Genomic DNA, 25,131 nt, shown 5'->3' with positions numbered 1-25,131 from the left:
GAATCACCCTGTAGTTCGTCAAGGGCTTTTTTGTTTTTTTACAGGTTTTTTAGTCATCTGACATCGAAAGGTTTAAAATTTCACCTGATTTATCATTTTTTGAGCCATTTTTGCCAACTTCTTTTTCACCGGCTGTCTGTTCGTCATTACTCGTTTGGTTTTTTTTCTTTAAAAATGGCAAAGAAAATTTAAATTTAAGCGGTTTCTTTTGTACAAAAACTCGAATTGCTAGCCAGCCTAACAACAAGACGGTTAAATTTCCAACAACAATTAACGTTATCATTAACATCGTTGATGCTCTTTGCTCTTCTTCGAGGATTCGTTGTTGCTCTGCTTGCGCTTCTAAATCAATTTCAGGGCGAACAATTTCAGGTACAACTTCGATTGGCCTATCAATCTCAAATTTATAGGTGGGCAATGTAGCCATAAATTCTCGATCATTTATATTGCTACCAAATACTGACAACTCAACACTGTATCGCCCCCAGTCATAATTTTTAATAGCGAGCTGACGTGTCTGAGATGCCTTCGCATCCATAGAAAACATCTGCTCTTCATTATTTGGGTAATAGATTTTCCCTTGGACTAATACCGTTTCAGGTTTAATCACCTCAGGATTAAGAGTTATAGTGAGCAAATGGTCATCTGCTTCATGCTCAGCCAGTGTCATCTCGTAACTAAATGGCGGTTCATGAATAACAATAGGTTTCTGTACTACAGTGCGTTTAAGGATAGGTGTTTCTATATAAAGTTCTGGTTGCCATTCTCCAGCCGGAAAGGATAACTGAAATTCACCCGTAAAGACGCCATCAAGAGGCCGCTCATCAAAGCCCCGCCCATCATCTTTAAAGTCGGTTATACTTTGCGTCCCCGCTCCAAAGTTAGCATAGTCACTATTATTTGTACTTACAAAGTCGACATGTAAGCTAATAACATCTCTAAATTGCCCGACTTCTATTGGCTCGCCATCGTTGAGTACACGCCCTGTTAGTTTTATTGTTTCACCACGAAATAATACAGGGGGAAGTGGATCCACGCTTAACTCAATTTCCCCCATCACAATAATCCGACTATCAGGTAAAATACTGCCAACAACCTGCCAAGGCCCAGGCATTGGATTTGCTATGGTGATTAGGTCATAGGTCATCTCATCATGCCAATCCAAATCATCATTGTTCAATGACTCGGTCACATGGTACTTGCTACCATCGGGTCTAACTAATACAACCGCGGGGGTTCCTCTTTCACGAAAGAAGAGTAAGGTAATTTTTTCGACTTTGTGATCAATGCGAAAACGATTTTCTAGCAGGGGGATCTCATTTTGAATCCCATCTCGCTCCAATGGCGTTATTTTATCTTGTTCCGCACATATACCCATTAAGGGCAACGTACATAGCAATCCCGCTAGAAATAATTTTTTCATTTTATTACCTTATTCTGCCCGCCATAAACACTCACCGCCTTTAGCGACCAAGTCTAAACGTTCTTCATGAGCGGCATGTTCTTGCTCTGTAGCTCTTAATACAACTAAAGGGGCTCTGTCAGCACTTAAGCGTCGAATCCCCCCAGTTTGTTGCTCAGAACCTTCATCTTTATTCTGATTTAAGTTTAACTTAACTTGACCCCCTGTCATTGCTAAGTAAACATCCGCTAGGATCTCAGAATCCAGTAATGCGCCGTGTAAGGTACGTTTTGAGTTATCAATATCATAACGACGACAAAGTGCATCAAGGTTATTCTTTTGACCTGGGTGCAAGTCACGCGCCATTTTCAAAGTATCCAGCACACTACATACATCGGCAGTATTTGGAAAACCTTGATTTAACAATGCAAACTCATTGTCCATATGGCCGATATCGAACGCTGCGTTATGAATAACAAGTTCAGCGCCGCGAATATACTCTAAAAACTCATGGGCAATTTGGTGGTACAAAGGTTTATCACGCAAAAATTCATTGGTGATACCATGTACGTCTATTGCTTCTTCTTCTATTTCACGTTGCGGATTGATATACACATGAAAGTTATTGCCAGTAAGACGGCGATTTACAAGTTCAACACAACCGATCTCAATGATGCGGTGGCCTTGCTTTGGGTCAATACCCGTGGTTTCTGTATCTAAAACTATTTGTCTATGTGCCATATCGTCTTAAGCCTGACTCTGGTATCTTTCTTTATTCACTTTATTGTACACAATATCAAGGTAAAACAGTGCAGAAAACCGTAGAGATTTACACCGATGGATCATGTTTAGGAAATCCAGGGCCTGGAGGGTATGGCATCGTGATGCGATACAACGGCCACGAGAAGCTATTAAGTCAAGGCTATACCTTAACAACCAATAATCGGATGGAAATGCTCGCAGCCATAGTCGCACTTGAAACTCTCACCCGCCCTTGTCATGTCATTCTGACCACCGATAGCCAATATGTAAAACAAGGTATTGAATCATGGGTCGAAAATTGGAAAAAACGCGGCTGGAAAACCGCAGCAAAAAAACCTGTTAAAAATGTCGATTTATGGAAACGACTTGATGCTGCCTGCCAACAACACAGCGTAGAATGGCGCTGGGTAAAAGGTCATAGCGGCAATAAGTATAATGAGATTGTTGACGATCTTGCTCGTGAAGCAGCTGGCAGCAATGATTTACTTGAAGACACAGGTTACGACGGTAATTAAAAGTCCCTTGAAATAAACTTAGCGCAAGCCGTTTTATATTTTTGTTATATGATATAAGATTTAGCTATAAAGTATAACTAAGGACTTTTTATGGCTCTGCGCATTCACTCTTTCTTTCATCAACAAAGCGCCACTCTCTGTTACTTAGTCAGTTGTGAACACACTAAAGATTGCTTACTAATTGATGCGCCTGCTGATTTTGATATGCCAAGTGGTGAGTTAAGTTTTACCACAGCCAATGAGATCATAAGCTACATAAAGACTGAGCAGCTGACATTACAATGGCTACTTGAAACTCATGCCCATGCTGACCATATCACTGCGGCAAGTTATATCAAGCAGCAATTACAAGATACTCACCCATGCAAGCTCGGCACTGGCGAAGGGATCACACTGGTTCAAAAGCACTTTAGTCAACTTTATAATCTTGATATGCCATGCAATGGTGAACCTTTTGATGCCTTATTTGCTAATAAAACACAATTTCAGTTAGGTGAATACACGGTTGATGTGATTGCCACGCCTGGCCACACGCCTGACAGCGTGTGTTATCACATTGATGGCAATGCATTTGTCGGTGACACCTTCTTTATGCCAGACAGCGGTACAGCCCGCTGCGACTTCCCTGGCGGCAGTGCGCAAGAGCTATATGATTCATTACAACGAATTTTAGCCTTACCTGACGATACCCTACTTTGGATGTGTCATGACTACCAACCAGACGGTCGCCCTCTTGCGAACAACACCACAGTGAAAGAACAGCGTGAGCAAAACATTCATTTAAAAGGGGATAAACAAAGCTTTATTGCGACTCGTGAAGGTCGAGATGCAACTTTAGCTGTACCAAAGCTGCTGCACCCCTCTATTCAATTAAATATTCGTGCAGGTCAGTATCCAAGCAAAACGGATAGTAAGCAGCATTATTTAGCTATCCCGCTCACAGTGCTGCTTTGATGTTTGTCTGAGCCCCGCTCCTTTTACTGGCGAAAATTGGGGCCTTGCATGCCACTTAGGTTTAATTGGTGTAAGCGGAGCAACCCGTTTTCGTGCCACTAAAATATACACACTTCCCATAGGTTTTAAGTATTGTTGGCCAAAACGTCTCCACGCTGCAAAGCGCGATAAGCGGTTGCCTCTGGCAAGCGATGAATGGATAAAACGCTCATCGGAAATAATTTCAAAACCTAAAAGATTCAACCAATCTTTTACACGAGATGGTGTAAAAAAGCGCCCTGTCCAAGGGAGCTTTTGGCGACTAAAAGGTAGTAACTGCGCCAACCCACACAAGCTAAACGGGTTAAAGCCTGTAATCACAATATAGCCACCGGGGATCAAAGTACGATGCGCCTCACGTAAGATATGGTGCGGATCTGAATGATATTCTAAGCAATGCGATAATATGCAAGCATCAACACTGTGCTCATAAAAAGGTAACTCATCGACATCCGCAATTACACCGGTAAATAACCCCTGCTCTGCGACGCAAACTTGATGCTTAATAGGACTTTCACTGGTTGCTATTTCACCACTTAAATTACCAAGCTTTAACATGTGATAACCGAACATGCGTGGCAACCATGGAACTAACTTACGCTCTATTTCAGCACGTAAATAGTCACCATGAGGGAACTGTTGCCATGAGTATGGCTTAGGACCTTCTTGAAAACTAAGGGCTGGTTTCATTTTCTGAGCTCGTTATACTGTATCTTAACTGTCACTTTATAGAGCAATTAAACATGGTGCAAGTCAAAGCAATTAAAGCCTTTTCTGATAATTATATTTGGTGTATCACAAATGAAAGTGAACAAACAGCATGGGTGGTTGACCCAGGTCAAGCTGAGCCCGTATTAAACTACCTAAGCGAGCATAACTTAACACTCGCGGGGATTTTAATTACCCACCACCATTATGACCACACTGACGGCGTGGCTGCGCTGGTAAAAACATTCCCAACTATTCCCGTTTATGGTCCTAAGCACAGTCCGTTCAAAGGCATTAATCATGGTGTGTTAGAAGCAGATAAAGTCACCGTATATAATTACACCTTTACCGTACTTGCAACTCCTGGCCATACTCTGGATCACATTTGTTACTTACATGATGAGCTAAGTTTTACTGGCGATACGCTGTTTAGTGCAGGTTGTGGGCGGTTATTTGAAGGTAGTGCCGAGCAAATGTGGCACTCTTTATGTAAATTAAGAGCCCTGCCGGATGAGTGTAAAATCTACTGCACGCACGAATACACACAAGCAAACCTGGCCTTTGCTAAGGCGGTTGAGCCAACGAATGAATACTTAGCCAATTACAGTGAGAAAGTCGATACACTGCGTGCTAATAATGAAATAAGCTTACCAACTAAGTTAAGTGTAGAAAAGCAAATAAACCCATTCTTACGTAGCCACTTGCCTAATATCACTGATGAACTTCCCAATGAGCTAAAAAATAATTTGAATCTTGATGAACCTTGGCAACGCTTTGCAGGTCTCAGGGCTTGGAAAGATAATTTTTAAAAAAACAAGCATGACTTCAGTTACAATTTTGTAGATTTAGATCAGCATCTTGCAACAATAAGCTGACATAAACTGGTCATAAAGTGGCAATATGTTCTCAGAGCAGGTAATATTCGCCGAGTTTTTTTACCTGATGTATGGGTATATATGTATAGATCTCCTCTAGTTTTTACACTCGCGCTGGCTTTAAGTGGTTGTCAACTAACAACTTCTGATACTGCACAACCTAACATTGCTAATAATGATGTTGAGCAGCAACTGGGTGGTGCCAGTCCAAGTGATGTCAATGATGCATTGATGATCAACGCACAATACCAACAGTTAACTGATATTGATGCGCCACCACCAGTTTTTGACGATGTATGGGAACGTATTCGTTATCAGCTATCTATTGATGTGCCACAAAACCGTCCCGTAGTTGCTGAGCGTAATTACTATGCACGTCATCAAGCATACCTTGACCGCATCGCAAAACGCGCAGAGCCATACCTTTACTTCATTGTCGAAGAAGTTGAAAAGCGTGAAATGCCAATTGAAATAGCGCTTTTACCCATTGTTGAAAGTGCCTTTGACCCCTTTGGTTATTCACACCGCAGTGCCTCTGGTATCTGGCAATTTATGCCACAAACCGGTGAGCGTTTCGATTTAAAACAAAACTGGTGGTACGACGGTCGCCGTGACATTGTGCAATCGACGCGTGCAGCGCTTGATTACTTATCATATTTACACAAGACCTTGGAAGGTGATTGGTTAAATGCTATTGCCGCCTATAACTCAGGTGAAGGTCGTTTACTGCGTGCGATTAAAAAGAACCGCAAAAAACACTTACCTACCGATTTTTGGTCATTAGACCTGCCACGAGAAACCACTTCGTATGTACCAAAGCTATTGGCTCTGTCTGATCTTGTAAAACGCAGTGACGAATTTGGTGTGAAATGGCAACCGATTATCAACGCGCAAGTAGTTGAAGCCGTTAATATCGGTAGCCAAATTGATTTAGCACTTGCCGCTGATATGGCTGATATTAGCTTAACTGAGCTTTACCGCTTAAACCCAGGCTTTAATCGCTGGGCAACGGATCCAAACGGTCCGCATTTTTTATTATTACCCTCTGATAAAGTTGAGTCTTTTACTGAGAAACTAGCAAAAACAGAGCAAAAAGATCGCCTACGTTGGCAGCAATATGTGGTTGCCCGTGGTGATAGCTTATCAGTGATAGCGAAAAAGTTTTCAACGAGCGCAAGCGCGATAAAAACGCTGAATAAGCTTTCATCAAATACTATTCGTGTTGGTCAGCAGTTACTTGTGCCACTCAGTGACGGTGAAATCAATAGCCAGCATTTACCAAAATCAGTACGTATGGCAGCGAATAAAGCAACACGTAAAAAGCTGAGTCATAAAGTCGCCAGTGGCGATACACTGTGGGATATCAGCCGTGAGTATGATGTGACCATTGCAGAGCTTGCAACATGGAATAAACTGAAAAAAGATTCAGTACTGCGTGTTGGTCAAAAACTCACAGTATATAAACAAGAAAAGTCACAACTTGCTGCTACACAAAGCAAAGAGCGCACCATTACTTATAAAGTGCGTCGTGGTGATTCATTAGCACGAATTGCTGCCAAGTTTAATGTGTCTGTAGAAGATATTGTTAAGTGGAACTCATTAGCAGGGCAAAAATACATTCAACCTGGGCAAAAACTTAAGTTAAAGGTTGATGTACGAAGCGCTTAATTGCTTCATCTAATATCAAAAAAAAGAGCGCCTAATGGCGCTCTTTGTCTCTCTCATTTAGTATTTGTGCTTCAAAGCCCACAAATGTAGTAACTCATTGGCAATGGTCGCTGCTGCAATCGCTGTTAACTCGCTTTGGTCATAGGATGGTGATACTTCAACCACATCCATACCGACCATATTAATCCCTTTCAATGCACGAAGTACTTTAAGTACTTTATCGCTAGTTAAGCCACCACACACTGGGGTGCCTGTCCCTGGCGCGAATGCTGGATCAAGGCAGTCAATATCAAAGGTTAAGTACACAGGTAAGTCACCCACGCGTGCTTTGATTTGCTCTGCGATATCTTGTGCTGGCAAATCATTGGCTGCCATCGCATCAATCACTGCAAACTCATGCTTACTCTGATCAAAGTCAGTACGAATACCGATTTGAATGCTGTGCTCAACATCAATCAATCCTTCCATCGGCGCATGATAAAACATGGTACCGTGATCATAACGTGAGCCATTGCTATAAGTATCTGTATGGGCATCAAAATGAACTAATGCCATCTTACCGTGTTGCTTAGCATGGGCACGTAGTAGTGGCAAAGTCACAAAGTGGTCGCCACCTAAACCCAATAATGTTTTACCTTGGCGAAGAATTTGCTCAGCCGCTAATTCTAATTGCGCGGTAAAATACTCTGGGTCGCCTACTGGGTAAGTAAAATCACCTGCATCCGCTAACTTTAAACGCTCGAACAACGGGAACGTCCACGGGTACTTGGTTTCTTCCCATGCTAGGTGCACTGAGGCACGGCGAATTGCATCTGGCCCTAAACGTGCACCTGGGCGCCCTGAGGTTGCCAAGTCAAATGGTAAACCTAACACCACCACATCGGCATCGATTGCAGTGATGTTTTGCACCATCGGCTGACGTAAAAACGTCATGCCGTTTGAATATAATGAATGATCTGTGTGGTCAAACAATGTCGACATTGCTTATAACTCTTCTAAATAAGTGTAACCATTTAAGCCAGTTTGCAGCTCATCTAAAACGCTTTGCTGCTCAGTTTCTGGCAATTTAGCTGCCACCAGCTGGGCGTAAGATTGCTGGAAGCTTTCTACATCTAAATGTACGTAACGCATCATGTCTGCAACGGTATCACCTTCGTTAACTTCAGTGATTTGCGCCTGACCTTGCTCATCCATTTTTATAATTGCACTGTGCGTGTCGCCAAATAGGTTGTGCATATCACCTAAAATTTCTTGGTAAGCACCCACTAAGAAAAAGCCCATTAAGTAAGGTTTTTCTTCGCTAAATGCTGGCACAGGTAATGTGCTTTCAATACCTTGACCGTCTACATAATGCTCCATAGCGCCATCTGAATCACAAGTGATATCAAGTAACACGGCGCGTTTTTGTGGTGCTTCTGTTAAGCCACTTAATGGTAGAACAGGAAACACTTGGTCAATACCCCATGCATCCGGTAATGACTGAAACAATGAGAAGTTCACAAAAAACTTATCTGCTAAACGCGCATTTAATTCATCAATAATCGGGCGATGAAAACGGTTTTTGTTATCCATATGTTTGTTAAGTTCATAACATACACGTAAGTTAACTTGCTCCGCCCATGCTCGCTCTGTTAAATCTAACAAACCAAGTGCAAACTGATTATGTGCTTCAGCTAAATCGCCTTGGCTATCATGATAAATCTCAATTAATGCACGGTCGTCATTGTCATCACTTAACTGTTGCCATGATGTCCACATATTCTTTAATAATAGGGGTGCATCAGCGGCTGGCGCTTGAATGTCTTCTGGTACATAGCTTTCAGTGCCAATCACATTCGAAATCAATACAGCATGGTGCGCTGTTAACGCACGACCGGATTCAGAAATAATGCGCGGCATTGGCTGCTCATATAACTTACAGGTATCACCAATGGTGTATACGATGTTATTAGCATATTCACTTAGACTGTAGTTCATTGAATTATGAGACTGGCTGCGTGTTCCGTCATAATCTACTGCTAAACCACCACCCACATCTAAGCAATCAATTTGTGCGCCTAATTTACGTAACTCACAGTAAAAACGCGCAGCTTCACTCACACCTAAGCGGACATCGCGGATGTTGGCCATTTGCGAACCTAAGTGGAAATGCACAAGCTGGATCAAATCAAGTTGATCAGACGCTTTTAAGCGATTAACTACACTCAATACTTGCGATGCCGATAAACCAAATTTTGATTTTTCGCCACCACTTGCTTGCCATTTACCTTTACCTTGCGATGCTAAACGTACGCGAATACCAATGCGCGGTTTTACGTTTAACTCTTTTGCTTGGCTAAGCACCATGTCAAGCTCAGACAATTTTTCGAGAACAATGTAAACCTTATGACCTAGCTTTTCGCCAATCAATGCTAAACGAATGTATTCTTGGTCTTTATAGCCATTACATACAATCACCGCACTGGTTTTTTCTGCCATTGCTAATACAGTTAATAGCTCAGGTTTACTGCCCGCTTCTAGACCCAATTGTTTCTTTTCAATATCAGCTTGGCTTGCCACAATTTCTTCAACAACTTCTCGTTGTTGGTTTACTTTAATTGGGTAAACAAGCAAATAGTCTTTCGGATAACCATAATTTTCAATTGCCGTGTTAAATGCCTGACATAAACTATGTACACGATGATGTAAAATTTGTGGAAAACGAACCAACGCAGGCAAGCTTAAGCCCTTGTCTTGTAATTGCTGTGCAATATCGATTAGTGCAATGGTTTGCTCTGGGGCATGGGCCTTTGGCGCAACATACACATCACCTTGATCATTAATTCCAAAGAAACCTTGGCTCCAATGACGAACATTGTAACTCGTGCGAGCTTGTTCTAGTGATGTTGTCTCTTTCATCTATCTTTCTCTTTTATTTTAGTAGTGCCGAAATCGGCAAGGGTTGTTGCCGCGCATTAAAAGAAAAATAGTGATTCAAGTCCAACAAGAATTTTTACTCGTAACGAGTGATTTTTGATGTGTAAATTAAATGGTAAACCCACTTAAGGTGAGCCTTAGTAGTGGGTTAAAATGACAAGTAGCTGTAAAAATTTACTGATTAAGGCCTAATTCCATAAATAAACTTTGTGGATTTTCGCTGTAATTACCAAATGGACCACATCGACTAAAGCCTAAGTTTTCATACAAATTAATTGATTCTGTTTGTTTAGGGCCTGTTTCAAGTCGAATAAGGGGAATTTGTTGCTCACCGGCATAATGCAATAAAATTTGCATAATACGGCGAGATAATCCCTTTCCTCGATAGCTTGGTTTTACGTATAAACGACGAATCTCACCATATGGCGGATTCCCCTCTTGCATCACGATTGCGCCACACGCCACAATACCATCATCATTTTTTAACCCTATCGCATATACATTTGGCTCAGCGAGCTCTTCAACACTTAATGATTGAGCTGTGGCGACTGGATATAAAGAGTTTATAAGTCGGTCTATATCGGAAAACACGTGTACTACGTCAGGATCATGTGGATTTAAATCGACTAACTGCATAAAACTCCCATTTTCAAGATGTCGTTTTTGTTAATTATGTTAACAATAGTATAGGATCCTCAACTGATCCTCTAGTGCTGTTTTCATTATTCGTTTTTATAGGTACTTTCAGACCCCGCATCGTACCGCTTAGTTCAACACAACATCACTTAAAAACACTTTGTTACGGAAAAGGGCTGTTCAAACACGTTGAAAATCTTATACTGCTGACAATAAGTAATTATATGGGGTTATCTCGTGCAGTTTACTCAAGGTATGGAATACTTTTTTTCTGGCTTTAAACTTATTAGCCAAAAAGGGCTAAAACGTTTTGTACTTATTCCTTTATTAATCAATATTGTGCTTTTTGGTAGTTCATTATTTTTTTTATATGGCTGGCTAACTGACGGCTTCGCTTATATGAATTCACTACTTCCAGAATGGCTAAGTTGGTTAGAGTGGTTAATGTGGCCGATTGCCGTATTGGTTATTTTATTTAGCTACAGCATGCTCTTTACCGTTATTACTAACTTTATTGCTGCGCCATTTAATGGTTTACTCAGTGAAAAAGTCGAGCTGTATTTAACCGGTCAAAAAGTCAATGATGATGGCATTCTAGATACAATGAAAGACGTGCCACGCATGCTTGGCCGTGAATGGACAAAGCTTTGCTATTATCTACCAAGAGCGATAGGGTTTTTCATTTTATTATGGATTTTACCTGTTATAGGTCAATTGCTTTGGATACTTTTTACCTGCTGGATGTACGCGGTTCAGTATGAGGATTATGCATTCGACAATCATAAAGTAAGCTTTAAAGATATGAAGGATGATTTAAAAGAAAAGCAAACGCTCTCTTACGGCTTTGGCTTGGCGGTTATGATTCTAACAGCCATCCCTTTTATTAACTTAATTGTTATGCCCGTCGCTGTGTGCGGTGGCACGCGCTTGTGGGTTGAAAATTACCGCAGCAAATATCGCCATTAACCCGCACTAAAAAGCCAGTGGATATGAACCCTACTGGCTTTTTAAAACACTGTAATGCAACTTTACAGATAAAGGCTCTGACAGCGCAAAATCAGCCCGCGGCTCTTCAAACTTTGTTATGACTGCCTCATAACGACTCTGCCCCATGATCACTTCAAAAGGCTGCTCAAGCTTGGTGATAATTTCAATGTCGGCGTGCTTATTTTCTAACTGTATTAAGCCATCCTCTCGACTGCGAACCAGCAAAAATTGGGCCCCCATTTCAAAAACGAGTCTCGCTTTATGGGCTTTTCTGTTCTGCGCTCGCCACTGCCCTTGCTGATAGATAGTACTTAGCTCTGTAACACCATCAGGCTCGTAGAGTCGCTCTTTTTTTATCTCACACGTATCGCAGCCTTTTATACGCTCAGCCTGCCAGTTAACTGGATAATCGTTATAATTCAAGCGTGTTGTCATCTGCCAGTGCGAATTATTTGCAGGGCCACACGCTTGCAAACTCACCAAGATAATTGCAAAAATCAGTCTCTTCATTGCTCAGCAGCCGCTTTTCTCACAGCTTGAATTTCATCGAGTATAAACAATGGCGGCGCTTCTTCTTTAATAATCCGCTGACGAATAGACGTGTTTGCGTTATTAACAGTGTTTAACTCTGTGAAATCTAAACCAAATCGATTACCAGAGAAATAACTGTAAAAACGAAGATCTATTAATGACCACTCATCAACATCGTTTAATATACTCGTGCTTGCATCGTCATTGGTATCCTGGCTAAGTGTTTCTGTCAGGTTAAGATTACAATTATAATCGACAGCAACAGAACCTGGGTAACCCAAGCCATTAGCTTCTTCGATGGAGGTTTCATCCAAAGGTGCACCTAAACCATGCGAAAAAGACATAACAAAATTTTCAGGTGAACCCAATGGGCCATTCACTAACTCAGACGTTTCTACGCCACAATTTGGATTTGTTCTGTATCGACTTGAGTAATAGCGATCTCCTTCATTGTTGCCAATGGTTGGTAAGCCCCGAAGTTGATATAAGTAGTTCATAATACTTAAGTGGTTTGGCTTGTAGTTAATACTGTTATTGCCACCATGCTCTAGACCAAGATTATGCCCAAGCTCATGCATTATCGTTGAAGCTTGATAGTTATATGTCAGATTACGTGAGGCTTCATTATCAAGCGAGAGACCCCAATTTCCAAATGTTATCATTAAATCGTTGCCATTCACTTCAGCCAGCCCTGCTGGACCAACACTCCCATCCTCATTAAGGCTGCTTGCCATTAACATATAATGAAAAATAGGTTTGCGGCGCATATCAAAATTAGCCATTTTATAATGGAATAAACCTTCTACACCTGCATTGAAATTATAAGGTGTATAGGGACGGAATATAACTTGTTCACCGCCACCTAAATCATGATTTTCAACTGATATACCTGTTGCTTGGTGATATAAATCACCGACATCAAAGTGAACAACAATATTCTCAGTGGCAAATGACGAGATAACTTTTTCAAGGGCTATCCTTTGCGGAATAATGCCTGCATCACTACTGTCCATATAGTCTACTTCAACAAAAAGATCTTTTTGATTAACTCTCGCTCCCCAATCATATAATGGAAGTCCCGCAAAGCTTGAGCCTGGCAGCTCTGCACAATCGGGTATACCGTCTTGATCAAGGTCGTCTTCACACGTTAAATCATTAGCACCAGCAGGTGTTGTGAAAAGGCTATAAATCCAATCTGAAGGGCTGTCTGTATCTGTACTGTCTTTGTCACGCTTAATACTTGAGCCAGTGATATTATTTATACTTGGGGCTGCGCCAGTTGACCAATGCGCTGGCGAAGTTGGCTCAGTCGTATCATTGCCAAATCTGACAAAATCGATTGTGGTTGTTTCATCACTCGAGAGAAGTTCAACAAACCCATTTACAAACCAATATGGACGAATCGTAGAGCCAGCTTCACCAATAAATGCGATGTATTTATTTTGCTCTGCTGCATCATGAAAAAGCTCGTCTCCAAAGCGACTATGGATAACCGCATACTCACCAACCTCTATTAGTTGATTAGGTAAGTTAAACATTGTTGATGAGGTTATACTTCCATCACTTGAATTTCGGCTCTTTGTTCTAACCTTATAATCGGCTAAATTGATATCACTGCCAGTGCCATTGTAGACTTCAAACCAAGGCGCATCGGTTCCAAAGCGGATTGCAACCACCTCCGTAATTACTAAATCACCACTGCCAGTGCTAAATTCAGTTATTTCTTGCGCATTGATGGCAGTATCATCAAAGTTGACTAAATCTTCAGTTACTCTCAATTTATACGTTCTATTTTGCTGTAGTGCTGGTGAAAACGTCACGCCATTAAAATAGGTATTGGTATCTGACTCTGGGCCTGACAAATTTAAAGAGGTTATTGCTAAGCAAGAGCTAAAGTCATCATCCGATAATTGCAACGAGCCTACACACCCCCCTGCCGTTTCATTCACTGATAAGCTGCTCGTTTTCATCACATCAGAAAAATCAATCGACAAACTTGCGTTTACGCTCACAGCTTGGCTGTTATTTTGCGGATTAACATTGATAATTGTCGCAGCAGTACTATCTATAATTGCTACATTGATCGTTGCTTGTGTAGTGGCGATGCCATCCGACACACTCACGCTAATGGGTGCCTGTGAAATACGATTAATCGCAGATACATACTGGTAAGTAAAACTCGCTTCATCAACAACTGTTATCGTTGCACCATCAAGCTCTGATGCAAAACTCACCGTCAGCTCGTCATTATCTGGATCTTGTACGTTAAGCGTGAACTCAGTGCTTTGGTTAAACTCTGAGACAAAGTTAGTATCGTTAAGGATTGGTGCTTTATTAACATTCACAATCATAAAAGTGACCGACAGCTCAGACGATGCTCCCCTATCATCCGTTGCTGTAACTAAAAACTCAACTTCACTCGTACTGGGTACTTCAGGTGCTGTAAAATTTATTATCAGGCCATTTTGTGTAAAGTTAATAACAGGGCCACGCACCTGCTGCCACTCAATCGATACAATACTGCCATCACTATCCTCAGCACTTACTTGGATTGATGCTTCACTCAATTCAGTAATATCAGCTATCGGTTCACTACTAATTACAGGTGCCGCATTGGTATCATTTTGAATATTAATCGTATAATTTGCCGAGGCCGAGGCCCCATCATTATCAGTTACCATCACCTGAAAAGTAATCGTCGTATCACTTTCAACATCTGGCGCAGTAAAGTTAAGTACAGCAGCATTAAAAGTGAAAATGCTAGTCGGGCCTTGTGTTTGCGACCAACTGTAATTTGCAATAGTGCCATCTGAGTCTGTGGCAGTTGCGCTAAGGGAACTTATTTGCCCTTCTTGGAGGTTTTGCTCTCCCGAAATTGAAACCTGAGGAGATTGATTGGTTGTGGGAGCTGGGGTAGTTGGCGTTTCACTATCACCACCACCGCCCCCGCAGGCTGTTAAGAAAATGGGAAATAAAGCATACAAGCAGAGCGTTAATCGTTTATTACCCATTTTCTGTCCTCTCTTTAACTGTATAAGCTTTGCGGCACCTTTATGACATTTAAATGTACAGTCACTTCTTCACGATCGTGATACAGATGCTTCGCTTGGAGTTCATAACTTACGCCGTATTTTTCAAGCTCTTCTTTAATCAACTTCAAGCATTCATAGACACTGTCAAAGCGCTTTTTCATTGGTAATTTCAGATTAAAAATAAGCTCTTTTGCGTAGGCATTTACCGCCCAATCAATCATAAGATTAGTAACTTTTACTGGCTTTTCCACCATATCGCAAACTAACCAGCTAATATTCCGCTTTTCGGGACGATACTTAAAACCATCAACACGGAAATGTTTAACTTGTCCCGTTTCCATTAGTTCATCATTCATTGGCCCATTATCGATAGCACTCACAAACATGCCTCGACGTACCAGCTGGTAGGTCCAACCACCTGGGCAAGCACCTAAATCAACACCTCGCATCCCCGCTTGCACACGATCCTCAGCTTCATGAGGTGGAATAAATACATTAAACGCTTCATCTAACTTAAGTGTAGAACGGCTTGGTGCATCACTTGGCATCCGTAAACGTGGTATCCCCATAAAAAAGGGCGAGTTATTGAACGTATATGAATAACCAACGTAAGCAGAATCATTTGTTAAAAACGCAACATGCATAACAGGCTTTTTATCTGCCAGCTCGCGTGTCACCTTCGAGCGCTTTTCAAGTGTTTTTTTAAGGGGAGTAGATATCTTCTTACAAAATTTAGACAGCTCTTTCCCTTCATTGGTATCGGGCGTTTCTACGCGTAAGTCTCCACATTCAGGAAAATCAACAGCAGCATCAACAATGGCACTAACACGATCTTCAAGTGGCATATTATCCACTAAGATGCCAGTAAACCATTGACGCGCAAAAACCATATTTTTGAAATCTATTTTTTTAATGATTTCATCGCCGTGGCTAGCATCAAAACATTCGTAAACAACAATCCCTGTATTTGGTTTCGTTTTTACGTAACCTGCAAATCCTTGTTCAGCAGCTTGAAAAGTAATTTCAGCAGCGGCATCATTTTCAAAACCACTGCGACAATAAATAACTACACTCGACATAGATAACCCTTAAAACTTATATCGTGCGGCTTGAACTAACAAAATAGCCCAACCAATAATAAAACAAACGCCGCCAATCGGGGTGATAGGGCCCAGCCATTTCATGCCCGTTAATGCGAGTAAATACAAACTACCGCTAAATAACACTGTACCCGCGATAAAAAAGCCACCAGCCCAATTTAAGTTCATGCCCCACTTTATTAATATCGCAATAGCAATTAAAGCAAGACCATGTACCATTTGATACTCAGCAGCCGTTTTAAAAATCCCAATTGCGTATTCTGAAACACGGCTTTTTAAACCATGTGCAGCAAAGGCACCAAGCATCACCGAAAGCATGCAAAATAAGCTGCCAATCATTAAATAGAGTTTGATCATTGCTCATCTCCTGCCACTAAATTCATAATAAACTGTGCTGCATAATCCGCAGCTTGTTGTAAATTTTCTTGTTCTGTAATACCACTTTTTTTACGTGGCTTTAATGAATGGTCGCCATCTTTGAGAAATTTAATTTCCGGCGGGTTAACCATTTCAAGCTCAGCGAGTTCTTGCTGGTTACCAAACGTGTCTCGCTCTCCCTGCAGTACTAAAAACGGGCATGGTACATCTGCAAAATGTTCTGTGCGAAGTTTTTCAGGTTTACCCGGTGGGTGAAACGGATACCCAAAAGCCACAACACCAGCAACTTTTGGAATATTCTGTTCAGTGCACAGCATTGAAGCCATTCTGCCTCCCATCGATTTGCCACCAATAAATAGCGGCAATTCAGGCTGACGCCCAGCTAAAACTTCTGCAAAATATGCAAGCAGCTTGGGGGCTCGATCTGGCGGTCTGCGTTTGCCAGTCTCTTTAGCAATTTGCATGTATTGAAAATCAAATAACGCCACATCAATACCTTGTTGACTAATTAGCTTCGCCATTGTTTGCATAAATTCGCTATCACTGCCCGCACCGGCACCATGAGCAAATATAAATTGTGCGCAGGCTTTACTGCCTGTGCTTTTAAACCACTGCAACATGTTAATACTCTTGTTCTTGCTCAACTAAGCTCAGCATCCAATCTTTAAATGAGACAATTTTGCCGAGCTCTGTTTGAGATTCTCTTATAACTAAATAATAGGCATTTTTACTAACGATAGAGTGACTAAATGGAATAACCAAACGCCCTGCATCAATATCTGGTTTTGCAAGTACACTATTACCTATAGCTACACCTTGACCATGAACCGCTGCCTGTAAAACCATTGATGAGTGACTAAAGATCGGGCCCTGATTAACTTGCACATTACGTACCCCTGCCGTTTTCATCCATGTCTTCCAATTTTTACGGGTCGTATCGTGAAGCAATGTATGATTTGCCAAGTCACTTGGTTGATCAAGTGGCTTAGGGCCAGTTAAAAGCAGTGGGCTGCATAGAGGCACAAGGTATTCAGTATGAAGTTTATAAGTTTGCACTCCACTCCAGTGGCCACGACCGTAGTAGATAGCAATATCAACATCATCCGACAGAGAGTTCTCGTCTTGATCTTGTGCTTTAATCCGTACATCTATCTCAGGGTGTAACTCATTAAATAAACTAAGCCTTGGTACCAACCATTGAATTGCAAAACTTGGTGTCAAACTTACCGTAAGTGACCCTTTGGCCCCTCGTGCTAGTAGTTTCTCTGTTGCATCAATAAGTTGAGTAAAAATTTCTTTAATATCCAAGAAGTAGCCTTGGCCTTCTTCTGTTAAGAGTAAAGAGCGATTTTTACGGAGGAAGAGTTTTAAACCTAAATGTTCTTCAAGCGTTTTAATTTGATGACTGACTGCAGCTTGCGTTACATAGAGCTCTTCCGCAGCTTTGGTGAAGCTTAAATGGCGTGCAGCAGCTTCAAATGCTTTTAACGCATTTAATGGAGGTAAACGACGAGACATAAACACCAAGCTTAGAATTAGTTTTTCTTATGCATCGATTATAGCGACACAAATAAAAAAAGGCGACCATAGTCGCCTTCTCATCAACTAATTAAATATTACAGGTCATTGGCACTGGTATCTAATGGTGCAAAGCTTTTAATAAGCTCATCCACAGCTTTCATTTGTGTTAAGTAGCCTTCTAGCTTACTTAATGCAAGTGCACAAGGGCCATCACATTTAGCTTCATTAGGATTAGGGTGCGCTTCAATGAAAAGACCCGCAAGACCGAGTGCCATGCCACTACGCGCAAGCTCTGCCGCCTGAGCACGACGCCCATCCGCCGAGTCAGCTCGACCACCAGGGCGCTGTAATGCATGCGTCGCATCAAAAATAACTGGCGCCATTGGCTTCATATCATCCATGCCAAGCATATCAACCACGAGGTTGTTATAGCCAAAGCTAGTGCCGCGCTCGCACAAGGCAACATTGTTATTACCTGCATCATTAAATTTCTTAATGATATGGCGCATTTCGTGCGGTGCTAAAAACTGTGGTTTTTTCACATTGATAATGGCACCTGTTTTTGCCATTGCAACAACGAGGTCAGTTTGGCGGGCAAGGAATGCTGGTAACTGAATAATATCAACAATCTCAGCAACGGGTGCTGCTTGATGTGGTTCGTGTACATCAGTAATAAGTGGCACATTAAAAGTAGATTTAATCTCTTCAAAGATTTTTAAGCCTTCTTCCATACCTGGACCACGGTATGAATTAATTGACGAGCGATTCGCTTTATCAAAAGACGCTTTAAATACATATGGAATGTTCAGCTTTGAAGTTACTTCAACATAATGCTCAGCAATACGCATTGCTAAATCACGTGATTCAAGTACATTCATACCACCAAACAACACAAATGGTTTGTTGTTTGCTAATTCAATCTCGTTAATTTTAATTAACTGGTTGTTCATTTCTATTCCTTAAGGTGAGACAGCTTGTAGCATTAAACCACAAATATAAGCCATGTAAGTACCTACACCATAGCCCAAAACCGCAAGTAACACACCAACCGGTGCCAGCGATGGATGGAACGCAGAGGCAACCACAGGTGCTGATGCAGCACCACCAACATTAGCTTGTGAACCCACAGCCATATAAAACAGCGGTGCTTTGATTAGTTTAGCCACAATCAACATCAAGCTTGCATGTGTTAGCATCCAAATCACACCTAGTACAAAGTACATAGGCGAGTCAAAAATGGCGGTAATATTCATGTGTAAACCAATTGAAGCAACAAGAATATATAAAAAGCTTGATGCAACCTTTGAGGCGCCAAATGCTTCAATATGACGTACTTTAGTAAACGATAGACTAATCCCGATAGTGGTTGAGATAACGATTAACCAAAAGAACTTACTATTTAAACTATACTCCTGTGCCCAAGGGAAGTTAGCACCGAAGTACGGTCCTAAAAAGTCAGCACAAAAATGCGCAAGGCCTGTAATACCAAAGGCTATGGCAATAATCGTCATATAATCATTAAGCGTAGGCATGCGCGCATGCTCAGCGTGATACTTTTCTACGCGCTCTTTTAAATCTTCAATTGCACGCGTATCTGCGCCAGTTTTAGCATCAATTGCCTTATGGTTTGCAGCCATTAATAACAGTACGGCCATCCATAAGTTCGCCACAATAACATCAACAGTCACCATAGCTGAGAAGATATCACCGCCTACTTCAAACATCTCTTTCATAGAGGCTTGGTTAGCACCGCCACCAATCCAGCTACCCGCAATGGTTGTCATACCACGCCATACGGCATCAGGGCCATGTCCGCCAACCGCTTCAGGGTAAACTACACTCATCACTAAAATAGCAAGAGGTCCGCCAATAACGATACCCATGGTCCCCGTTAAAAACATAATCAACGCTTTCGGACCAAGGTTAATAATAGCCTTTAGGTCGATACTGATGGTTAATAAAATTAAACAAGCTGGAAGTAAGTAACGAGATGCTACGTAGTAAACGTTTGATGAATGACCATCAACAATACCAAAGGTATTTAATAATGATGGTAAAAAGTAGCAAAGCAGTAAAGCGGGTACGTATTTATAAAATTTTTGACACGCTGCGTTGTTGCTATGCGAGGTTTTAAAAACAAACCCCAAAATAACGGCGAGTAAACCAAGTACGACTGCGTCATTGGTAATTAGCGCACTGTGGGCGTCAGTCATAAGTGTTCCTTAAAACTAGTGGTGTGTATTATTGTTGTCTTCTATTTCAGCAATTTGGTGCTGAATAATATCGATAGCGGGATCATCGGGGCATTCATTAACAAAATACTGTAGATCATCTCTGGCCATTTTTGGGCAATCTAACTGATTAAGTAGATAGCCACGGTCACGACGCTCATAAGGGTCATCGCCTAATAATTCCATCAGCATGTCAACGCAATGCAGCGCATGACCAAATTTACTTTCGCTAATGAATGACCATTTTTGCTGAGCTAAATAAAGTTTATATATCTCTTCATCAAACACCAGTTCAAGCGGCTCTTGCTCATCGCCATTCTCTTCACTGGCATTTTCAGGAATGATATACCAACTTTGCTGCCCTGTACTTGGCTCAATGAGATAACCTTCTTCATCACTTATGGCAACATGCACCTGCACTTCACCCTGACCTAAGGTCACCGAAGCATCCAAGTTAGCATGTTGTAATAAGTGACACAGTAAAATAGCCAGTGTTGTTTGCGTGCCACTACGCATGGTAATGGTATAACTAAAGCTGTTTAAAGTGTATTCAGGCACTTTTAAGCTTGAAGCACTGAAAAGCCATTGCTGATAAAAGGTATCAAGAAGTTTATCTAAGCGTTCATGAGGCTCTTTATGTTCAACACAAAGCACTGAAACCGCATGCTCAAATTCATTGAGTAGTTTATAACAAGCCGTTAAATCTACTTGCGTATCCCACTTTAATTCGGCATCAATACAACGATAAAGCACTTTAGAAGAAAATGCATCGTAGGCCTCATCTTGATAGGATTCATTTTGATCTTCAAACCAAGGGGTGGTCATTTATACTGCTACATCTCTTTCAAAAACGAGGTGCTAGTTTACCTACTTTTACCCTAAGTTACCAATACTGAACGATGAGATATAAAAAAGCGGTACGACGGCACAGGCCATTAAATACCGCTGAGGGATTCTTATAAAAGAAGTGCAGTTTTAGCCGAAGCTAAGTAACCGATTGCTAATAAAATGAAGGTAGTTATAGCAAGCAATACTACTTTCGCACTCTGTGCGCTTTGCTTTGCAGCCACAACACCCAGTACGATATAAGCAATAACAAGTATAATTTTTTCTAATAACCATGATTGCTCTAATGGGTTAAATCCTGCCATTACGATTAAAGCAACTGCCGAAACAAGCAATAGTGTATCAATACTATGACTTCCTATGAACACGACTTTATTTTTTGCTAGTGCGCCCGTTTTTAAACGTGAGAAAGAACGAACGTAGAATAATACAATACTCAACACGGCAAATAACATGTGAGTATGCTTTACTGCTAAATAATCCATATGCCCCAATACTACTTTTTTAATTAATCTGGATAACGTACGAGTACGTCTTCTATTTCTTTAACGCGTTGATTAAACACTTCTATTAACTTAGGGTCAAATTGTTTGCCCTGTTGTGCATTAATTTCCTTTACAACATCCTCAAGTGACCAAGGCTCTTTGTAACAGCGTTTATGGCGTAGTGCATCATATACATCAGCTAAGGCAACAATTCGCCCTGCAATAGGAATGTCCTCACCTTTCAAGCCTTTAGGGTAACCGGTACCATCCCAACGTTCATGGTGAGACAATGCAATCACTGCGCCTGTATTGACAATTTCTCTCGATGAGTCTTTTAAGATAAGATGCCCTTTTTCAGCATGCTGCTGCATAATAGCCCACTCTTCATCTGTTAGCGGGCCAGGTTTATTTAAAATGGCATCAGGAATACCCACTTTACCCACATCATGAAGCGGTGCGGCTAAACGAATAAGTTCAGCTTCTCGTTTAGGTAAGCCATAACCTAAAGCGAGCTCATAACAAATATGCGAAACACGTTTTACATGGTTACCTGTTTCAGTTGAACGTTGCTCTAATGCTTCACTAAGTCTGAACACCAGCTCTTGCTGTGTTGCCTCAATTTCAGCTTGAAGCTGTACATTCTCATACGCCAATTGAACATTTTGCGAGAATATTTCAATTAAATGGCGCTGTGTGTCAGTTAAATGTTTTGGAATACCCGAGATAAACAACATTGAATTGTGGTTAAACTCACTACTGCAATACGCAAATAAATAATTCTCGCGATAAACAATCGTTTTATCTCTCAAAGCTTGTTGGCAGGCATTGAGCTGTTCATCATTGAGCACTTCTTCAATCGCTTTACCTTCACTGCGCTCAAACTCTCCTCGACCTGAAAAAACCACTAGCTTTTTTTGATTATCAAGGGGGTTACTAGCAACTAAGCTTGTCGCATACATAGCTTGCTCAACAGTGCCTAGCAAGGATGTAAGTTGCTGCATTACACCTTCAATGAAGTGCTCTAACGAATGGGTTGAAAAAATATCGCGCGACGCTTTAATTATTTTTTCAAGACCTTGACGTGATTGTTCAATAGATAAAATATCGCGATAAGAGCGTAAGCTCGACATCACCACCGTAAAAAGCTTCTGTGCGGTAAGTTCTGTTTTTGATTTATAGTCGTTAATGTCATAGTTAACGATAACTTGTCGTTCAGGTGCTTGCCCTGGTTGACCTGTTCGCAAAATGATACGAATATGATTATTCTTCGCAGTTTCACGGATATATTTAGCGACTTTAAGGCCCGCATCATCCGTTTCCATCACAACATCTAGTAAAACAATAGCAGCATCAGGGTGTTGTTCAATAACTTGCTTAGCCTCTTCTCCTGAATAGGCACTGATAAACTCAAGACGTTTGTCTTGGAATTCAAAGTCACTGAGCGCAAGCTTTGTTACGGCATGTACTTCTGGTTCATCATCAACAACGATGACTTTCCAACTACCTTGAACCACTTCATTCACTTCATCAAGTGCTTCATCCGAAAACAAAAATTCATCCATTGTTTGGGATCCTCAAAGGCTATGTATGCCCAGCAAAGCTTTTTATTTATGAGCCCACTGCGCTAACGTTACACGGTCATTACCGCCAAGATCTTTTACTGTAAGTATATGGCTATACGACATTTGTGCAAAAAATTCTTGGACTTTCACACTTTGTTGGTAACCATGTTCAATTAAAAGATAGCCATTTGTTGTCAAATAGTCACGCGCGATAGTAATAATTTGTTTTATATCAGCCATGCCGTCGTCATCAGCCACTAATGCAGAGAGTGGCTCAAAGCGCACATCACCTTGGCTTAAGTGCTCATCATCGTGTTCGATATAGGGGGGATTGCTGACAATTAAGTTAAATTTTTCTTTTTTTACAGCACTAAACCAATTGCTCAAAGCAAAAGTGGCGTTGTTAATATCGAGTCGCTGTTGGTTTTCTTGGGCTAATGCGACGGCATCAGCCACTCTATCTACCCCTGTCACCTGCCAATTTGGCATTTCGCTGGCCAGCGCAAGTGCTATAGCTCCTGTGCCTGTGCCCAAATCAAGCACGTTTGCATTAACAGGTAAGTCAAGACCTAGCGCATATTCAACTAACGTTTCGGTATCAGGTCGTGGAATCAAGGTTGTTGGGTTTACCTTAAGTGGAAGGCTCCAAAATTCACGAAAACCGACAATATGAGCGACAGGTTCACCCTTTAAGCGGCGTTGGCATGCCTGTTCAAAATCAAGCTGTTGCTGTTCAGTAAGGTGTTTTTCTGGCCAGGTGAATAAGTAGCTACGAGGTTTATTTAGGATGGATAATAACAGGACCTGGGCGTCTAATTTTGCACTGTCGCTGCTAGGCGTTAGTAACGCCGTCGCAGCAACAACTGCTTGCTCTATGCTTTGTGGCACGATTATTCATCGCCCATCGCAGCAAGTAAGTCAGCTTGATGTTCTTGCATAAGTGGTTCGATTACACTGCCTAAATCACCTGCAACCACTTCATTCAAACGATAAAGAGTTAAGTTAATACGGTGATCGGTAATACGACCCTGCGGGTAGTTATAAGTACGAATACGCTCAGAACGGTCACCACTACCCACTAGATTGCGACGCTCTGATGCTTCAGCAGCTTGGCGTTTTTCATCTTCAGCTTGTTGTAAACGTGCACCAAGCACAGACATTGCTTTGGCACGGTTTTTATGCTGTGAACGCTCATCCTGACACTCTACAACCACACCCGTTGGAATGTGTGTAATACGGATTGCTGAGTCAGTTTTATTTACGTGCTGACCACCGGCACCCGATGCACGGAAGGTATCAACTTTAATATCCGCTGGGTTAATCTCAATTGCTTCCGCTTCAGGAATTTCAGCCATAACTGCAACTGTACAAGCTGATGTATGTACACGGCCTTGCGACTCAGTCTCTGGTACACGTTGTACACGATGTGCACCTGATTCGAACTTCAGCTGACCATATACACCTTCACCAGAGATATGCGCAATGACTTCTTTATAACCGCCGTGCTCACCTTCGTTAGTACTTACTACTTCTACTTTCCACTTTTTGGTTTCAGCGTAACGGCTGTACATACGGAATAAGTCACCAGCGAAGATAGCGGCTTCATCACCACCGGTCCCCGCACGAACCTCTAAATAGACGTTATTATTGTCTTTAGGGTCTTTTGGTAGCATTAGAATTTGGATTTCGTCTTCTAATGCCGTTATTTGTGCTTTTGCTTCCTTATATTCTTCTTGCGCCATTTCACGCATATCAGGGTCTGAATCTTTTAGCATTTCTTCAGCTGTAGCTACATCATCCTGTGCTTGCTGATACGCTAAAAACGCTTTAACAATTTCTTCTAACTCTGAATACTCTTTAGATAAGGTACGAAAGCGATTTTGATCGCTGATCACAGAGGGGTCGCTTAGTAGCGCTTGCACTTCCTCATAACGCTCAACTAAGGTTTCTAATTTTCTATAAACAGACTCTTTCATTTAACGA

Annotated in this window: 24 protein-coding genes; 5 read left to right on the top strand and 19 right to left on the bottom strand. The window is 41.5% G+C overall.

Translation table 11 applies throughout. From position 1 onward, the window contains the following. Nucleotides 1-49: 49 nt before the first annotated feature. On the bottom strand, nt 50-1,423 hold the full coding sequence (locus tag LY624_RS06435) for a TIGR03503 family protein (RefSeq protein WP_130151376.1): 1,374 nt from the start codon (nt 1,421-1,423) through the stop codon (nt 50-52). Between the two features lie 9 nt (nt 1,424-1,432). Further along, entirely contained in the window at nt 1,433-2,143 is a 711-nt protein-coding gene (gene dnaQ / locus LY624_RS06430; RefSeq protein WP_130151375.1) for a DNA polymerase III subunit epsilon, read from the bottom strand. A gap of 68 nt (nt 2,144-2,211) precedes the next feature. On the opposite strand from dnaQ, the gene rnhA reads away from it, so the two are divergent. Beyond that, nucleotides 2,212-2,679, top strand: coding sequence for a ribonuclease HI (rnhA, locus tag LY624_RS06425; protein ID WP_341804128.1), 468 nt, complete (start codon nt 2,212-2,214; stop codon nt 2,677-2,679). A 90-nt stretch (nt 2,680-2,769) separates the two neighbouring features. Next, nucleotides 2,770-3,633, top strand: coding sequence for an MBL fold metallo-hydrolase (locus LY624_RS06420; protein WP_341804127.1), 864 nt, complete (start codon nt 2,770-2,772; stop codon nt 3,631-3,633). Here LY624_RS06420 and LY624_RS06415 read toward each other — a convergent pair. Continuing rightward, nucleotides 3,604-4,362 carry a class I SAM-dependent methyltransferase gene (locus tag LY624_RS06415; protein ID WP_130151372.1) on the bottom strand — a complete coding sequence of 253 codons (759 nt, stop codon included), beginning with the start codon at nt 4,360-4,362 and terminating at the stop codon, nt 3,604-3,606. The two genes, LY624_RS06420 and LY624_RS06415, sit on opposite strands and share 30 nt — an antisense overlap. Nucleotides 4,363-4,415: 53 nt before the next feature. On the opposite strand from LY624_RS06415, the gene gloB reads away from it, so the two are divergent. Beyond that, entirely contained in the window at nt 4,416-5,189 is a 774-nt protein-coding gene (gene gloB / locus LY624_RS06410; protein WP_130151371.1) for a hydroxyacylglutathione hydrolase, read from the top strand. A 147-nt stretch (nt 5,190-5,336) separates the two neighbouring features. Beyond that, the gene (locus LY624_RS06405; RefSeq protein ID WP_341804126.1) at nt 5,337-6,923 is read left to right on the top strand and encodes a LysM peptidoglycan-binding domain-containing protein; all 1,587 of its coding nucleotides are present in this window, start codon (nt 5,337-5,339) and stop codon (nt 6,921-6,923) included. Nucleotides 6,924-6,980: 57 nt separating this feature from the next. On the opposite strand, the gene speB is transcribed toward LY624_RS06405, so the two are convergent. The 3 genes from speB to LY624_RS06390 all read right to left on the bottom strand — a co-directional run bounded on the left by speB (nt 6,981) and on the right by LY624_RS06390 (nt 10,475). Next, entirely contained in the window at nt 6,981-7,904 is a 924-nt protein-coding gene (speB, locus tag LY624_RS06400; RefSeq protein WP_119852051.1) for an agmatinase, read from the bottom strand. A 3-nt stretch (nt 7,905-7,907) separates the two neighbouring features. Then, a complete protein-coding gene (gene speA / locus LY624_RS06395) occupies nt 7,908-9,821 on the bottom strand; it encodes a biosynthetic arginine decarboxylase (RefSeq protein WP_135924153.1) in 1,914 nt (637 codons plus the stop codon). Between the two features lie 192 nt (nt 9,822-10,013). Beyond that, nucleotides 10,014-10,475 (bottom strand): GNAT family N-acetyltransferase, encoded by a 462-nt coding sequence (locus LY624_RS06390; RefSeq protein ID WP_237119391.1) that lies wholly within the window; start codon nt 10,473-10,475, stop codon nt 10,014-10,016. 255 nt (nt 10,476-10,730) lie between these two features. Between LY624_RS06390 and cysZ the strand changes: the two genes are divergently transcribed. Continuing rightward, nucleotides 10,731-11,441 carry a sulfate transporter CysZ gene (cysZ, locus tag LY624_RS06385; protein ID WP_371353615.1) on the top strand — a complete coding sequence of 237 codons (711 nt, stop codon included), beginning with the start codon at nt 10,731-10,733 and terminating at the stop codon, nt 11,439-11,441. A 30-nt stretch (nt 11,442-11,471) separates the two neighbouring features. Here the strand turns inward: cysZ and LY624_RS06380 are convergent, their stop codons facing one another. From LY624_RS06380 to prfA, 13 genes are all read right to left on the bottom strand, one after another. Then, nucleotides 11,472-11,972: a hypothetical protein gene (locus LY624_RS06380; protein ID WP_237119393.1), complete on the bottom strand. Its 501-nt coding sequence runs from the start codon at nt 11,970-11,972 to the stop codon at nt 11,472-11,474. Then, nucleotides 11,969-15,004 (bottom strand): PKD domain-containing protein, encoded by a 3,036-nt coding sequence (locus LY624_RS06375; RefSeq protein ID WP_341804125.1) that lies wholly within the window; start codon nt 15,002-15,004, stop codon nt 11,969-11,971. Before LY624_RS06375 ends, LY624_RS06380 begins: the two co-directional genes overlap by 4 nt. A gap of 14 nt (nt 15,005-15,018) precedes the next feature. Further along, entirely contained in the window at nt 15,019-16,104 is a 1,086-nt protein-coding gene (gene rlmM, locus LY624_RS06370) for a 23S rRNA (cytidine(2498)-2'-O)-methyltransferase RlmM (RefSeq protein WP_130151363.1), read from the bottom strand. Nucleotides 16,105-16,113: 9 nt separating this feature from the next. After that, nucleotides 16,114-16,482, bottom strand: coding sequence for a DUF423 domain-containing protein (locus LY624_RS06365; protein WP_063706069.1), 369 nt, complete (start codon nt 16,480-16,482; stop codon nt 16,114-16,116). Next, the gene (locus LY624_RS06360; protein ID WP_341804124.1) at nt 16,479-17,123 is read right to left on the bottom strand and encodes an alpha/beta family hydrolase; all 645 of its coding nucleotides are present in this window, start codon (nt 17,121-17,123) and stop codon (nt 16,479-16,481) included. The genes LY624_RS06365 and LY624_RS06360 overlap by 4 nt, the downstream gene beginning before the upstream one ends. Nucleotide 17,124: 1 nt before the next feature. Next, complete coding sequence (locus LY624_RS06355) at nt 17,125-18,021, bottom strand: transcriptional regulator GcvA (RefSeq protein WP_130151361.1); 897 nt, start codon at nt 18,019-18,021, stop codon at nt 17,125-17,127. A gap of 98 nt (nt 18,022-18,119) precedes the next feature. Further along, entirely contained in the window at nt 18,120-18,974 is an 855-nt protein-coding gene (gene kdsA, locus LY624_RS06350; RefSeq protein ID WP_341804123.1) for a 3-deoxy-8-phosphooctulonate synthase, read from the bottom strand. Nucleotides 18,975-18,983: 9 nt separating this feature from the next. Continuing rightward, entirely contained in the window at nt 18,984-20,237 is a 1,254-nt protein-coding gene (locus tag LY624_RS06345; RefSeq protein ID WP_341804122.1) for a DUF819 family protein, read from the bottom strand. A 15-nt stretch (nt 20,238-20,252) separates the two neighbouring features. Then, nucleotides 20,253-21,080 carry a tetratricopeptide repeat protein gene (locus tag LY624_RS06340; RefSeq protein WP_237119397.1) on the bottom strand — a complete coding sequence of 276 codons (828 nt, stop codon included), beginning with the start codon at nt 21,078-21,080 and terminating at the stop codon, nt 20,253-20,255. Between the two features lie 131 nt (nt 21,081-21,211). After that, a complete protein-coding gene (locus LY624_RS06335) occupies nt 21,212-21,586 on the bottom strand; it encodes a SirB2 family protein (RefSeq protein ID WP_130151357.1) in 375 nt (124 codons plus the stop codon). A 23-nt stretch (nt 21,587-21,609) separates the two neighbouring features. After that, nucleotides 21,610-23,148 carry a DUF3369 domain-containing protein gene (locus tag LY624_RS06330; protein WP_237119399.1) on the bottom strand — a complete coding sequence of 513 codons (1,539 nt, stop codon included), beginning with the start codon at nt 23,146-23,148 and terminating at the stop codon, nt 21,610-21,612. A 42-nt stretch (nt 23,149-23,190) separates the two neighbouring features. After that, a complete protein-coding gene (prmC, locus tag LY624_RS06325) occupies nt 23,191-24,036 on the bottom strand; it encodes a peptide chain release factor N(5)-glutamine methyltransferase (protein ID WP_341804121.1) in 846 nt (281 codons plus the stop codon). Between the two features lie 2 nt (nt 24,037-24,038). Next, complete coding sequence (prfA, locus tag LY624_RS06320) at nt 24,039-25,124, bottom strand: peptide chain release factor 1 (RefSeq protein WP_062570668.1); 1,086 nt, start codon at nt 25,122-25,124, stop codon at nt 24,039-24,041. Nucleotides 25,125-25,131: the final 7 nt, after the last annotated feature.

This window comes from Pseudoalteromonas sp. N1230-9 (assembly GCF_032716425.1).
Taxonomy (GTDB): domain Bacteria; phylum Pseudomonadota; class Gammaproteobacteria; order Enterobacterales; family Alteromonadaceae; genus Pseudoalteromonas.
Note: the sequence above shows the minus strand (reverse complement) of the source record. Positions and strands in the feature narration are given on the sequence as shown.

Bases quoted from the DNA above. Each gene is read 5' to 3' on its own strand.
- LY624_RS06390 (WP_237119391.1), bottom strand. From the start codon at position 10,475: ATGCAGTTAGTCGATTTAAATCCACATGATCCTGACGTAGTACACGTG.
- rlmM (WP_130151363.1), bottom strand. From the start codon at position 16,104: ATGTCGAGTGTAGTTATTTATTGTCGCAGTGGTTTTGAAAATGATGCC.
- LY624_RS06330 (WP_237119399.1), bottom strand. From the start codon at position 23,148: ATGGATGAATTTTTGTTTTCGGATGAAGCACTTGATGAAGTGAATGAA.
- cysZ (WP_371353615.1), top strand. From the start codon at position 10,731: ATGGAATACTTTTTTTCTGGCTTTAAACTTATTAGCCAAAAAGGGCTA.
- LY624_RS06420 (WP_341804127.1), top strand. From the start codon at position 2,770: ATGGCTCTGCGCATTCACTCTTTCTTTCATCAACAAAGCGCCACTCTC.
- LY624_RS06340 (WP_237119397.1), bottom strand. From the start codon at position 21,080: ATGACCACCCCTTGGTTTGAAGATCAAAATGAATCCTATCAAGATGAG.
- LY624_RS06405 (WP_341804126.1), top strand. From the start codon at position 5,337: ATGTATAGATCTCCTCTAGTTTTTACACTCGCGCTGGCTTTAAGTGGT.
- LY624_RS06335 (WP_130151357.1), bottom strand. From the start codon at position 21,586: ATGGATTATTTAGCAGTAAAGCATACTCACATGTTATTTGCCGTGTTG.
- LY624_RS06365 (WP_063706069.1), bottom strand. From the start codon at position 16,482: ATGATCAAACTCTATTTAATGATTGGCAGCTTATTTTGCATGCTTTCG.
- LY624_RS06375 (WP_341804125.1), bottom strand. From the start codon at position 15,004: ATGGGTAATAAACGATTAACGCTCTGCTTGTATGCTTTATTTCCCATT.
- LY624_RS06415 (WP_130151372.1), bottom strand. From the start codon at position 4,362: ATGAAACCAGCCCTTAGTTTTCAAGAAGGTCCTAAGCCATACTCATGG.
- speA (WP_135924153.1), bottom strand. From the start codon at position 9,821: ATGAAAGAGACAACATCACTAGAACAAGCTCGCACGAGTTACAATGTT.
- kdsA (WP_341804123.1), bottom strand. From the start codon at position 18,974: ATGAACAACCAGTTAATTAAAATTAACGAGATTGAATTAGCAAACAAC.
- dnaQ (WP_130151375.1), bottom strand. From the start codon at position 2,143: ATGGCACATAGACAAATAGTTTTAGATACAGAAACCACGGGTATTGAC.
- LY624_RS06355 (WP_130151361.1), bottom strand. From the start codon at position 18,021: ATGTCTCGTCGTTTACCTCCATTAAATGCGTTAAAAGCATTTGAAGCT.
- LY624_RS06345 (WP_341804122.1), bottom strand. From the start codon at position 20,237: ATGACTGACGCCCACAGTGCGCTAATTACCAATGACGCAGTCGTACTT.
- LY624_RS06380 (WP_237119393.1), bottom strand. From the start codon at position 11,972: ATGAAGAGACTGATTTTTGCAATTATCTTGGTGAGTTTGCAAGCGTGT.
- LY624_RS06435 (WP_130151376.1), bottom strand. From the start codon at position 1,423: ATGAAAAAATTATTTCTAGCGGGATTGCTATGTACGTTGCCCTTAATG.
- prfA (WP_062570668.1), bottom strand. From the start codon at position 25,124: ATGAAAGAGTCTGTTTATAGAAAATTAGAAACCTTAGTTGAGCGTTAT.
- LY624_RS06360 (WP_341804124.1), bottom strand. From the start codon at position 17,123: ATGTTGCAGTGGTTTAAAAGCACAGGCAGTAAAGCCTGCGCACAATTT.
- speB (WP_119852051.1), bottom strand. From the start codon at position 7,904: ATGTCGACATTGTTTGACCACACAGATCATTCATTATATTCAAACGGC.
- gloB (WP_130151371.1), top strand. From the start codon at position 4,416: ATGGTGCAAGTCAAAGCAATTAAAGCCTTTTCTGATAATTATATTTGG.